Genomic DNA, 12,849 nt, shown 5'->3' with positions numbered 1-12,849 from the left:
ACCGTGAAGCTGGAGAAAGTGGCGCAACAGCCAGGAAGTGTACCGGGGCCGACGCTGTTGGCGCTGCGTGGCGTCGGCAAGGTTTTTTCCAACGGCGTCACCGCGCTCAGCAATGTCGAGCTGACGATCCGGGAAGGCGACTTCCTCAGCCTGCTCGGCCCGTCCGGCTGCGGCAAATCGACGGCGCTGCGGCTGATTGCCGGCCTGTCGACGCCGACCTCGGGCCTGCTCGACTGGCGCGGCAGCGGCGCCCGCGATCGTTCGAATATCGGCGACCGTTCGAATATCGGCTTCGTCTTCCAGGAGCCGACGCTGCTGCCCTGGGCCGACGTCTTCGACAATGTCTGGCTGCCGCTGCGGCTGAAGGGCGTGTCGCGGGCCAAGGCGGCACCGACGGTGATGGAGATGCTGGCACGGGTTCACCTGACCGGCTTCGAGAAGGCGGTGCCGCGCGAACTGTCGGGCGGCATGAAGATGCGCGTCTCGATCGCCCGCGCCATGGTGACCAAGCCGCGGATTCTGTTGATGGACGAGCCGTTCGCGGCACTCGACGAGATCACCCGCTTCAAGCTCAACAATGACCTTCTGGAGCTATGGCAGGATGAGCATTTCACCGTCGTTTTCGTCACCCACAGCGTCTTCGAAAGCGTTTTCCTCTCCAACCGCGTCGTCGTCATGGCGGCGCGGCCGGGCCGAGTGTTCGCGGAGCTTGCCGTCGACGCGCCCTATCCGCGCGACGAGGCGTTTCGCACCTCGCCCGACTATGCCGCGCTCTGCCGCCAGGCATCCGACGTGCTGATCGGCGCCATCAACTCAACTGCCGGACCGCATCATGACGGCCATTGAAGAACCAGTCCTGGCGCTCGACCCGGAGGAGGCGCGCCGCGTCCGCCAGGAGCGCTTCGAGCGCATCGGCAGATGGCTGCTGCCGCTGGCCATCATGATCCTGGCGATCTGGCTGTGGGACCGTGTCTGCGTCTGGAACGACGTCCCGAAATACATCCTGCCGCGTCCCGGCGTGGTGCTGCAGACGTTGCATGACGATGCCGGGCTGCTGTTCTCCTCGCTGCTGGTGACACTCAGGATCACCTTCTTGAGCCTGCTTCTCGCCGTCATCGGCGGCGTCGGGCTGGCGGTGCTGTTCGCTCAGTCGAAATGGGTGGAGATGTCGTTCTTTCCGTTCGCCATCGTGCTGCAGGTGACGCCGATCGTCGCGATCTTTCCGCTGATCAACATCTATGTCGACAACCAGACGACAAAGCTTTTGCTTTGCGCCTGGATCGTCGCCTTCTTCCCAATCCTTTCCAACACCACGCTCGGCCTCAATTCGGTCGACCGCAATCTGCGCGACATGTTCAAGCTCAACGGTGCGACCCGCTGGCAGCAATTGCGCTATCTGCGGCTGCCGGCGGCGATGCCTTATTTCCTCGGCGGGCTGAAGATCGCCGGCGGGCTGTCGCTGATCGGCGCGGTGGTGGCCGAGTTCGTCGCCGGCGCCACCGGCCAGTCGTCTGGCCTCGCCTCGCGCATCATCGAGGCCGGCTACCGGCTCAACGCACCAAGGCTGTTCGCCGCGCTGATCCTGATCTCGCTCACCGGCATCCTGATCTTCCTGGTTCTGTCGCTTGTATCGCATCTCATTTTGCGGCGCTGGCACGAGAGCGCACTGAGGCAGGAGCGGTAGGCATGGTCGGCGCCGTTACCCCCCTCTGTCCTGCCGGACATCTCCCCCTCAAGGGGGGAGATTGGACCTCATTTCGGATTTCGCCAATTACTGACGTGGCAAGGCGCGTGCCCCGGTTGAAGCTGCCGATCTCCCCCCTTGAGGGGGAGATGTCCGGCAGGACAGAGGGGAGTGCGGCTTGATACCAGCCTCTGGTCCTTATCATCTTGCAAACGTTCGTGTTCATCAGTCGCTGACGCCAGGACTGGCCGCAGCATTCGATGCCGACGGCTTTGCGCTTACGGATATCGCCGTCGCCAACGGAAAAATCTCCAGCATTGCAGCACATCAGCGATCCAATGCACCGGCAGGCGCCATCGACCTCGGCGGCCGGATCGTCTTGCCCTGCTTCGTCGACTGCCACACCCATATCGACAAGGGCCATATTTGGCCTCGAACGCCCAACCCGGACGGCACCTTCATGGGCGCGCTGAACGCAACGGGCGCCGACCGGGCGGCGCGCTGGAGCGCCGACGACGTTGCCCGCCGCATGGATTTTTCGCTGCGCTCGGCCTATGCGCATGGTACCAGGGCGCTGCGCACGCATCTCGACAGCGTTGCGCCGCAGGAAGAGATCTCCTGGCCGGTGTTCGAGACGATGCGGGATAAATGGCGCGGCCGCATCGAGCTGCAGGCGGCCTGCCTGCTCGGCATCGAGGGCGTGCGCGACAGGAAATGGTTCGAGAGGCTGGCCAAGCGAGTGGCTGCGGCCAACGGCGTGCTCGGCGTCGTCACCTATATGGTGCCGGATCTCGAAGAACTACTTGACCAGGTATTTGCGCAGGCGATCGAGCACGGCCTCGATCTCGATTTCCATGCGGACGAGACCGACGATATCGCGGCGATCTCGCTGAAGAAAATCGCCGAAGCCGCCCTTTGGAACGGTTTCGAGGGGAACATCCTGGTCGGCCATTGCTGCTCGCTGGCGCGCCAGCCCGATCTTGACGTGCTCGACACGCTAGACAAGGTCGCCAAGGCCGGCCTGGCGGTGGTGTCGCTGCCGATGTGCAATCTCTATCTGCAGGACCGGCGCGGCGACAACACCACGCCGCGCTGGCGCGGGGTGACGTTGCTGCACGAGATGAAGGCGCGCGGCATTGCCGTGGCCGTCGCTTCCGACAATACGCGCGACCCGTTCTACGCCTATGGCGATCTCGACATGCTTGAGGTTTACCGGATGGCGACGCGCATCCTGCATCTCGACCATCCCGTCGCCGACTGGCCGCAAGCGGTGACTTCGACGCCGGCCAAGGTGATGCGGCTCGACGGTTTCGGCACGCTTGCCGCCGGAGCGCCGGCCGATTTCGTCGTCTTCAAGGGGCGGAGCTGGACGGAATTGCTGTCACGGCCCGAATCGGATCGCATCGTTGTACGCGACGGCCTGGCGATCGAGCGTCAGTTGCCCGATTATGCCGAACTCGATGATCTGATGGTGGAATGATGGATATTGCGGCGCTCAAGCGCGACCTGTACGGTTTGAAGATCGACGACCATCCGGCGATCGTCCAGCAGAAGAGCCGCGACTTCTACTGGTACAGCCCGGTGCTGAAGCAGCAGCTCGATCACGTCACCGGCGACCTGATCGTGACGCCGAAAACCGAAGACGAGGTCGTCCGCATTCTCGCCGCCTGTCACCGGCATGGCGTGCCGGTGACGCCGCGCGGCAGCGGCACTGGGAACTACGGCCAAGCGATGCCCTTGTCCGGCGGCGTCGTGCTCAATCTCGCCGAGATGAACGCGGTCAAGACGATCGCCCCCGGCCGTGTCGTCACCGACCCCGGCGCCGTGCTCGCCGACATGGACAGAGCGACGCGGGCGCATTCCGGCCAGGAGCTCCGCATGTCGCCGTCGACCTACAACACGGCGTCGATCGGCGGCTTCGTCGCCGGCGGCTCCGGCGGTATCGGCTCGATCCGCTGGGGCGGACTGCGCGACCTCGGCAATGTCATCCGGCTGAGGACCGTGACGATGGAGGCTGAGCCGCGTGTCATGGAGCTCACCGGCGAGGACGTGCTGAAGGTGATGCATGCCTACGGCACCAACGGCATCATCACCGAAGTCGAGATGCCGCTGACCGCCAGCTATGACTGGATCGACGTCATCGTCGGCTTCGACGATTTCATGGATGCGGCCGGGTTCGGCAACGACCTCGCCATCCAGGACGGCATACTGGCGAAACTGATCACGCCGATCGCAGCACCGATCCCCTACGATTATTTCAAGCGCCACCAGCGGTTTTTCCGGCGCGGCCAAAGCATCGTCGTCCTGATGATCGCACCGCATGCGATGGATGCCTTCGTTGCCTTCACGGCGCGCAGCAAGGGCGAGATTGTCTTCCGGGCCGACAAGGAGGCCGATCTCAAAGGGTTGCCGCCGGCCTATGAGCTGACCTGGAACCACACGACGCTGCGTGCCATCCGGGTCGATCCGACGATCACCTACCTGCAGACCCGCTACCCTTCGCCGGACCACCTCGGCCACGTCAAGGCGATGGTCGATCGCTTCGGCGACGAGGTGCCGGCGCATCTCGAATTCATCCGCTTCGACGGCGCCATCGGCATCGCAGGGCTGCCGCTGGTGCGTTTCACCACGGCGGAGCGGCTCGACGAGATCATCCGCATCCACGAGGACAATGGCTGCTGGATCTTCAACCCGCACCGCTACACGCTGGAAGAAGGCGGCATGAAGCGCACCGACGAGGTGCAGCTCGCCTTCAAGCGCGAAACCGACCCGCAAGGGCTGCTCAATCCGGGCAAGATGATCGCCTGGGAAAATCCGGACTATGATTATCGCTCGGGCAAGTCGTTTCTGTTCAAGGGGCTGGAGAACGCGGGTTGAACATCCTCGTCCTCTACGCTCATCCGGTGGAGACCAGCTTCAATGCCGGCCTGCACCGGACCATCGTCGAGCGCCTGAAGGCGGCCGGCCATGTGGTAGACGACTGTGACCTCTATGCCGAGAATTTCGATCCCAGGCTGACGCGCGCCGAACGGATGTCCTATCACGACGAACGCAGCGACGGCGATCCGGCGTCGCCTTATGTCGAGCGCTTGCTGCGGGCCGAGGCGCTGGTGCTGTCGTTTCCGGTGTGGAACTTCGGCTATCCGGCCATTCTGAAAGGCTTTTTCGATCGCGTCTTCCTGCCCGGTGTGTCGTTCAAGCTGGTCGCCGGCAAGGTGCAGCCGTCACTGCACAATATTCGCAAGGTAGTCGCCGTCACAACCTATGGCGGCAGCCGGTTCCGAGCCATGCTGATGGGTGACCCGCCGCGCAAGCTGGTCAATCGGGTGCTGCGCGCGACGATCCAGCCCGGCGGGTCGGTTTCCTACCTTGCGCATTACTCGATGAACCAGTCGACCGAGGGCAGTCGGACCAGGTTCGTGGCGAAGGTCGCGGCCAGGATGGACGCGCTCTGAGGTGCGCTACATCCGCACCCGTGCCGCCTTCGGATCGTACATCGGCTTAAGCGACGCCTCCGCCGCAAAGCGCTCGCCGGCGATCTCGATCTCGTAGGACGACGACAGGACATCCGCCTCGCTCTCGCCCTTGCAAGGCACGTAACCAAGCCCGATAGCGCCGCCGAGATGATGGCCGTAATTGCCCGAGGTGATCGGACCGACGATCCTGCCGTCGCGCAGGATCGCCTCGTTGTGGAAGAGCAGCGGCTCGGTGTCGTTCAGGCGGAACTGCACCAGCCGACGTGATAGGCCGGTTTCTTTCTTCTTCAGCACCGCATCGCGGCCGAGGAAGTCTCCCTTGGCCGTCTTCACGGCAAAGCCAAGGCCGGCCTCCAGCACATTGTCTTCGTCGGTGATGTCGTGGCCGAAATGCCTGAAGGCCTTTTCGATGCGGCAGGAATCCAGTGTGTGCAGGCCGCATAGCTTCAGGCCGACGTCGGCGCCGGCTTCTTCTATAGCCTCGAAGACGTGGGCGGCCTGATCGGTCGAGACATAAAGCTCCCAGCCGAGCTCGCCGACATAGGTGACGCGGTGGGCGCGGGCCAGCCCCATGCCGATTTCGATCTCCTGAAACGTCCCGAACGGGTTGTTTTCGTTTGAAAAATCGTTGGGGCTCACCCTTTGAATCAGCTTTCTCGCATCCGGGCCCATCAGGCAGAGCACGGCTTCGGCAGCGGTCACATCGGTGATGACGACGAACTCGTCGGCAAGGTGTTTTCGCAGCCAGGCTAAATCGCGCTGCAGCGTCGCACCGGGCACGACGAGGAAGAAGGCTGTTTCAGACAGCCGCGACACGGTGAGGTCGCTCTCGATGCCACCGCGCTGGTTGAGCATCTGGGTATAGACGATCTTGCCCGGCGCCACATCCATGTCGTTGGCGCAGAGCCTTTGCAGGAAGGCGCAGGCGTCGCGGCCTTCGACGCGGATCTTGCCGAACGAGGTCATGTCGAACAGGCCGACGCCGTTCCTGACCGCCAGATGCTCCTCACGCTGGTTGTCGAACCAGTTCTGCCGTTTCCAGGAATAGCGGTATTCGCGCTCCTGGCCGGGCCTGGCGAACCAGTTGGCGCGCTCCCAGCCGGCGACCTCGCCGAACACCGCACCGCGCGCCTTCAGATGCTCATGCAGCGGCGAGCGCCTTATGTTCCGCGAAGTCGCCATCTGCCGGTAGGGGAAATGATCGGCGTAGAGCAGGCCGAGCGTTTCGGAAACGCGCTCCTTGAGATAACGGCGGTTCTTCTGGAACGGCTGAGCGCGGCGGATGTCGACCTCCCAGAGATCGAAAGGCGCCTCGCCGTCATTGATCCATTGCGCCAGCGCCATGCCGGCGCCACCGGAGGAGACGATGCCGATCGAATTGTAGCCGGTCGCCATCCAGTAGCCGGAAAGCTCCGGCGCCTCGCCGAGATAGTAGCGATCGTCGGGCGTGAAGCTTTCGGGGCCGTTGAAGAAGGTGTGGATGCCGGCGGTGCCCAGCATCGGCATGCGGTTGACGCCCATTTCGAGGATCGGCTCGAAGTGATCCATGTCCGCGGGCAACTGGTCGAAGCAGAAATCCTCGCTTATGCCGTTCATGCCCCACGGCTTGGCTACCGGTTCGAAAGCGCCGAGCATCATCTTGCCGGCATCTTCCTTGTAGTAGGCGCACTCGTCCGGGACGCGCAGCACCGGCAGGCGGGAAAGCCCGGCGATCGGTTCGGTGACGAGATAGAAATGTTCGCAGGCGTGCAACGGGATGGTGACGCCATTCTGGGCGCCAAGCTCGCGTGCCCACATGCCGGCGCAGTTGACGACGATGTCGGTATCGATCGTGCCTTGCTCGTCGCCCTGCGCCCAAGACACTCCGGTGACGCGGCCGGCCCTGGTATGGACCTTGGTCACCTTCACATTCTCGACGATCGTCGCACCACGCTGGCGCGCGCCCTTGGCCAAGGCCATGGCGATGTTGGCGGGGTCGCACTGGCCGTCGAGCGGCAGATGCACGGCGCCGACCACATCGGATACATTGAGATGCGGGTACATCTGCTTGACTTCACGTGGCGAAATCTCGCGCACGTCGACATCGAAGGCGCGGGCGAGAGACGCCTGCCGATAGATCTCGTGCTTGCGCTCCTCGGTCAGCGCCACGGTGATCGAGCCGACCTGGCGCATGCCGGTGCCGACATCGGTCTCGGCCTCGAGCTTGACGTAGAGGTCGGCCGAATATTTCGCCAGCCGCGTCATGTTCTGCGAGCCGCGCAATTGGCCGATCAGGCCGGCAGCGTGCCATGTTGTGCCTGACGTCAGCTGCTTGCGCTCGAGCAGCACGATATCGGTCCAGCCGAGTTTGGCCAGATGATAGGCGACCGAACAACCGGAGACGCCGCCGCCGATGATGACCGCCCTTGCTTTGGGAGGAATGGCCTTAGTCGGAATGGCTTTGGTGGGCGGGGCGCTCATGCGGCCTCGCGGCGATAGCTGGATGCGAAGCGGCGCAGGCGTGTGGCAGCCTCCATCAGCACCGGCTCAGGCTGGCAGAGGCTGAAGCGGATGTGGCCTGCTGCGGCCGCGCCGAAGCTCGAGCCGGGCATAACGCCGACCTTCTCCTGGTCGAGGAAAGCCCAGGCGAATTTTTCGTCGTCCGGCTCGATCGCCGATATGTCGAGCATCACATACATGCCGCCTTCGGAGCCGCGCACGGTGACGTTGTTCATACCGCGCATGGCATCGAGAACGACGGCGCGCCTCGCGGCATAGCGCTCGGCGATCTCCTCGACGCCGTAGCCGTTTTCGAGCGCCTCGGCGCAGGCGAGGCTGATGAAGGCCGGCAGGCCGTAGGTCATCACCAGATTGAGGTCGGTCAGCAGCGAGATCATCTCCTCGGGCCCGGTCAGCCAGCCCATGCGCCAGCCGGTCATGCCGTGGCTCTTGGACATCGAATTGATGACTAGCGTGCGTTCCGTCATGCCAGGCAGTGAGCGTGGTGAGACGTGCTCGCCGCGGCCCAGCGTCCAGTAGACCTCGTCCGACAGCAGCCAGAGGTCATGCTCGCGGCAGATCTGCGCCAGCTCTTCCAGGCGCTCGCGCGAATAGACGGCGCCCGTGGGATTGTTCGGCGTGTTGATCAGGATGGCGCGGGTGTTCGGCCGAAGGGCGGCGCGGATGTCGGCGGCGCGCGGCTGAAAGCTGTCTTCGGCGGGGGTCTCGACGACGCTGAACTCGGCGCCCGCCGCACTGAAGGTATTCGGATAGGTGGCGTAATAGGGCGCAACGACGATGGCATGGTCGCCCTGGTCGAGAACCGCTTGAATGGCCGCGTAAAGCGCGGCCTGCCCGCCCGGCGTGGCGATGACCTGGTCGGGGCTGGTCGCAACCCCGGTGCACCGCGTCGACGCCGCCGCCATCGCCTTGCGCAGGCGTGGAACGCCGGCAAGCGGCGTGTAGTGGTGATTGCTGGCGCGGACGGCCGTCACGCAGGCTTCGATCGTCTCGCTCGGCGTGTCAAAATCATGGTCGCCGACCGACAGCATGATGATGTCTTCGCCAGCCTGCTTGCGCGCCCAGGCAGCGGAATGAACCTCCCAGCCATCCTTGCCCGAGGGCACGATGCCGGAAATGCGCGATGATGGCCTAGGCATTATGCTACTCCCGAAATTTCGTAGCCGGCCTGTTCGAGCCGGTCGCGCAGCGCGGCGATGTGGGCCGGTCCGACTTCGCAGCAGCCGCCGACGATGCCGGCGCCAGCCTCGACCCAGCCGATCGCCTGGCCGGCATAGGCATCCGGATCGAGGTCGTGGCGGGCGTGCAGCACTTCCACTGTGCCGCCATGCTTGAGTGCCTCGACCGAGGTGAAGCCGTTGGCATAGGCGCCGACCGGCCCGCCGAGGGCGATCAGTTCGGGGAGCGCTGCAGCGATCGCCTCGGGCCGGCAGCAATTGATCAGCCGGGCCGTGACGGGCAGGCCGTCGAGAGCGCTTGCCGCCGCCGCAATGGCTTCGCCGCTGCGCAGGCGCGGTGCGCCGTGGTCGGCGAGCGTCCACGACACCCATACGGGCTTGCCGCTTTCCGATGCCGCGGTGACGGCGGCGCGCGCCTCTTCGGCCGACGCCATGGTTTCGCACAGAAACAGATCGACGCCGTCCGCCTGCTCGGCAACGATACAGCGATAGACGTCGAGCGTATCCTGGAAGGATATCGTCAGCGCTGGCGCATAGCTGCCGAACAGCGGCGACAGGCAGCCGGCGATCGCCGCGTCGCCGGCCTGGTCGCGTGCTTGCCTTGCCAGTTCTATGCCGAGCTTCTGCAACGGTTTGAACAGCTCTTCCGCGCCTTCGCGCGCCAGCCGCTCCGGCGTTGCGGAATAAGTGTTGATGGTGATGACGCGGGCGCCGGCGCGGATAAATTCGGCATGCAGGTCGCGCACCAGATCCGGTTCGTCGATGAGCACCCTGGCCGACCACAGCGGCGTCGGCTCGGAGCTGCTGCGGCGGACCAGCTCTTGGCCCATGCCGCCATCGGTGAGGATCACTTTCTTCATGCTCTGAGCCTCTCGTTCTTTGGATCCCATAACGGCTCGTCCTCCTGCACGACCGCCCGAAAACGTTCCCCGAAGATCTCGACCTCGACCGCCGTTCCCGGCTCGGTCAGGTCCGCGCGCAGCATGCCGAGCGCGATCGATTTGTCGATACGATGACCCCAGCCGCCGGACGTCGTCTCGCCGACGATCCGGCCGTCACGCCACAGCGTCGACATATAAGGCGCATCGCAGTCACCGGGGTTTTCGACGACAAGCGTGACGAAGCGTTTCTTGACGCCCTGCTGCTTCTCGTTCTGCAGCGCTGCCTTGCCGCGGAAGTCAGGCTTGTCCCATCTGACGAAGCGCTCCAGCCCGCCCTGCAGGATCGAATAGGCGGTCGACAGGTCGCCCTTCCAGGTGCGGTAACCTTTTTCGAGCCGCAGCGAATCCAGCGCGTACATGCCGAACGGTTTCAGGCCGTGCTTCTGGCCAGCTGCCCAGACGGTGTCGAAGATCGCTGCGGTATCATCGATCTTGCTGTGGATTTCCCAGCCGAGCTCGCCCGCGAAGGACACGCGCACCAGCTTTGCCCAACGTCCGGCGATACTGGTCTCCTGATGCGTCAGCCAGGGCAGGGTGAGGTCGGCCGCGCAGAGTTCGGCCAGGATTTTTCGCGAGTTGGGGCCGGCGAGGATCTGGGTAGAGTATTCCTCCGTCCTGTCGACCAGCTTGAATGCGGCGTCCTTCGGGATGCGCGATTTCAGCCATTCGAAATCATGCCATTGCGCCACCGCGGCGGTGATCAGCGTCATCAGGTTCTCGTCGTGGCGGACCACCGACATTTCGGTGACCATGCGGCCCTTGTCGTCGGCAAAATAGACGAGGCCGATGCGGCCGGGTTTCGGCACCAGGCCTGTGACCTGGAGGCTGAGCCATTCGGCCGCACCTGGACCATCGAGATTGAAACGGGAAAAGCCCGGCAGGTCCAGAATGCCGGCGGCATCGCGGACGGCGAGGCATTCTTGGCGCACACGATGCTGCCACGGCCCGTCGCGACGGAAAGTCAGCGTGGCTTCTTCGGAGACGTCGTCACCGGGCTGCGCATACCAGGTGGCGCGTTCCCAGCCATTATAGGCATCGAACTGGGCGCCGAGTGCCTTGATGCGGCCGTGGAGCGGCGACAGCTTACGGTCGCGTCCGGCCGGCCAGGCATGGCGCGGGAACTGGATGGCGTATTCGTTGCCGTAGATTTCCATGCCCTTGGCAACGCAATAATCCGGAGCCGAGGCGAAGGCGGTGAAACGGCGCGGATCGCAGGACCACATATCCCATTCGGTCTGGCCCTCGGTTACCCATTCGGCCAGCACCTTGCCGGCGCCGCCGCCCTGGGCGATGCCGAAGGTGAAGACGCAGGCCTCGAAGGCGTTGGGCACGCCGGACATCGGCCCGATCAGCGGGTTGCCGTCCGGCGCGTAGGGGATCGGCCCGTTGATGACCTTGGATAGGCCGGCGGTGCCGAGGATCGGCACGCGGGCGACAGCATCGGCCAGGTAATGTTCCAGCCGATCGAGATCGTCGGGAAACAGCTGGAACGAAAAGTCGTCGGGCATCGGGTCGTTGTGGCCGACCCAGTGGGCGCGGCAATTGCGCTCATAAGGGCCGAGATTCATGCCGTTCTTTTCCTGGCGCAGATAATAGGACGTATCGACGTCGCGCAGCAGCGGCAGCTTCTTGCCCTGTTCCTTCGACCACGCCGCCAGTTCGGGGATTTCCTCGAACAGGATATATTGATGGCTCATCACCATCATCGGCACCTCGCGGCCGAACATCCTGCCGATCTCGGCAGCGCGGTATCCGGCGGCGTTGACGACGATCTCGCAGCGGATCTCGCCTTGCGCCGTCTCGACCACCCACTCGTCGTTTTCTCGGCGCACGCCGGTGACCGGGCAGAAGCGGATGATCTTCGCGCCCATGTCGCGGGCACCTTTAGCCAGCGCCTGGGTCAATTGCGCCGGGTCGATGTCGCCGTCATTCGGATCGTAGAGCGCGCCTTTCAGCTCATGCGTCTCGATGAAGGGGTAACGACGCTTGATCTCGTCGAGCCCGACGATATCGATGTCCATGCCCTGGTAGCGGCCCATGCCCTTGGCGCGCTGGAATTCCTGCATGCGCTCCGCGCTATGGGCTAGCCTGAGCGAGCCGGTGACGTGGTAGTTCATGGGATAGCCGACCTCGTCGGCCAGCCGGCGATAGAGTTCGGTCGAATATCGCTGCATGTTCATCAGCGACCATGACGAGGAGAAAGTCGGCACGTTGCCGGCGGCATGCCAGGTCGAGCCGGAAGTCAGCTCGTTCTTCTCCAGAAGCACGCAGTCGATCCAGCCCGCTTTGGCGAGATGATAGAGCGAGGAGGCGCCGACGACACCGCCTCCGATGATCACAACGCGTGCCGTGGTCGGCAAACCGGCCATGTTCTTCTCCGACTATTTGTTTTGATGCATGTCGTTGTCCCAAAACCGCCACGCACTTTTGGGCGACATGCATTCGTTCAATAGACAGGCGGCGAAACCACCCAGATGACGACAGCCGGCTCGGCTCCAGGATTGCGCCAGCGGAACGGCTTGCCGTCAAAGCGGAAGGAGTCGCCTTCGCCAAGCCGGTGCCAGACGCCAGCAATTTCGATGTCGAAGCTGCCGGAAGCGACGTAGCCGGCTTCCTCGGTCGGCCGGCGCGCCTCGGTCTTCAGCTCGGCACCCGGGGCGAAGGCCGAACGCAGCATCTCGAAGCTACCGCCGAGATCGGGCGACAGCAGCTCCTCCACCAAGCCAGAATCGCTTGTGCCAAGCACGCGTCGGCTGCCGGCGCGCACGACCACGCCGCGCTCGGTCTCGACAGGCACGTCATGGCTGAAGAACAGGCTGACCGGCACGCCGAACAATTCGGCGAAGGCTCTGAGGTCGCCGAGCGACGGGATCGACAGGCCGCGCTCGACCTGGCTGACCCAGCCGACGGAGCGGCCGAGCTTGAGGCCGGTCTCGGCAAGCGTCAGTCCGCGCGCCTTGCGCAACGCGCGGATGTCGCCGGCCAGCAGCCGTTCGCCGCTGTCTTGTTCCGATCTGGCCGCGGTTGAGGGCAAAGCTGTCCCTGTTTCGGTGAAAAATTCCCAGCAAATT

General features: G+C 64.2%; 10 protein-coding genes. 5 read left to right on the top strand and 5 right to left on the bottom strand.

The genetic code is table 11. The annotated features are described in order from the left end of the window. Positions 1-3 precede the first annotated feature (3 nt). The 5 genes from NKJ13_RS07625 to NKJ13_RS07605 all read left to right on the top strand — a co-directional run bounded on the left by NKJ13_RS07625 (position 4) and on the right by NKJ13_RS07605 (position 5,139). Positions 4-846, top strand: coding sequence for an ABC transporter ATP-binding protein (locus NKJ13_RS07625; RefSeq protein WP_352505726.1), 843 nt, complete (start codon positions 4-6; stop codon positions 844-846). Beyond that, a complete protein-coding gene (locus NKJ13_RS07620) occupies positions 833-1,684 on the top strand; it encodes an ABC transporter permease (protein ID WP_352505727.1) in 852 nt (283 codons plus the stop codon). The genes NKJ13_RS07625 and NKJ13_RS07620 overlap by 14 nt, the downstream gene beginning before the upstream one ends. A 178-nt stretch (positions 1,685-1,862) precedes the next feature. Further along, a complete protein-coding gene (locus tag NKJ13_RS07615; RefSeq protein WP_352505728.1) occupies positions 1,863-3,164 on the top strand; it encodes a cytosine deaminase in 1,302 nt (433 codons plus the stop codon). Further along, complete coding sequence (locus NKJ13_RS07610) at positions 3,161-4,561, top strand: FAD-binding oxidoreductase (RefSeq protein ID WP_502901890.1); 1,401 nt, start codon at positions 3,161-3,163, stop codon at positions 4,559-4,561. Before NKJ13_RS07615 ends, NKJ13_RS07610 begins: the two co-directional genes overlap by 4 nt. Beyond that, positions 4,558-5,139: an NAD(P)H-dependent oxidoreductase gene (locus NKJ13_RS07605; protein WP_352738707.1), complete on the top strand. Its 582-nt coding sequence runs from the start codon at positions 4,558-4,560 to the stop codon at positions 5,137-5,139. The genes NKJ13_RS07610 and NKJ13_RS07605 overlap by 4 nt, the downstream gene beginning before the upstream one ends. A gap of 6 nt (positions 5,140-5,145) precedes the next feature. On the opposite strand, the gene NKJ13_RS07600 is transcribed toward NKJ13_RS07605, so the two are convergent. The 5 genes from NKJ13_RS07600 to NKJ13_RS07580 all read right to left on the bottom strand — a co-directional run bounded on the left by NKJ13_RS07600 (position 5,146) and on the right by NKJ13_RS07580 (position 12,812). Continuing rightward, entirely contained in the window at positions 5,146-7,620 is a 2,475-nt protein-coding gene (locus NKJ13_RS07600) for a GcvT family protein (protein WP_352505729.1), read from the bottom strand. Next, the gene (locus NKJ13_RS07595; protein WP_352738705.1) at positions 7,617-8,798 is read right to left on the bottom strand and encodes a pyridoxal phosphate-dependent aminotransferase; all 1,182 of its coding nucleotides are present in this window, start codon (positions 8,796-8,798) and stop codon (positions 7,617-7,619) included. The genes NKJ13_RS07600 and NKJ13_RS07595 overlap by 4 nt, the downstream gene beginning before the upstream one ends. After that, positions 8,798-9,697 carry a homocysteine S-methyltransferase family protein gene (locus NKJ13_RS07590; protein ID WP_352688157.1) on the bottom strand — a complete coding sequence of 300 codons (900 nt, stop codon included), beginning with the start codon at positions 9,695-9,697 and terminating at the stop codon, positions 8,798-8,800. The genes NKJ13_RS07595 and NKJ13_RS07590 overlap by 1 nt, the downstream gene beginning before the upstream one ends. Further along, on the bottom strand, positions 9,694-12,147 hold the full coding sequence (locus tag NKJ13_RS07585) for a GcvT family protein (protein WP_352738703.1): 2,454 nt from the start codon (positions 12,145-12,147) through the stop codon (positions 9,694-9,696). Before NKJ13_RS07585 ends, NKJ13_RS07590 begins: the two co-directional genes overlap by 4 nt. A gap of 77 nt (positions 12,148-12,224) precedes the next feature. After that, positions 12,225-12,812: a helix-turn-helix domain-containing protein gene (locus tag NKJ13_RS07580; RefSeq protein WP_352505733.1), complete on the bottom strand. Its 588-nt coding sequence runs from the start codon at positions 12,810-12,812 to the stop codon at positions 12,225-12,227. Positions 12,813-12,849 lie beyond the last annotated feature (37 nt).

It is taken from the genome of Mesorhizobium sp. M0174 (assembly GCF_040322275.1).
In the GTDB taxonomy this organism is placed as follows: Bacteria; Pseudomonadota; Alphaproteobacteria; order Rhizobiales; family Rhizobiaceae; genus Mesorhizobium.
This window is presented reverse-complemented; position numbering and strand designations above follow the sequence as displayed.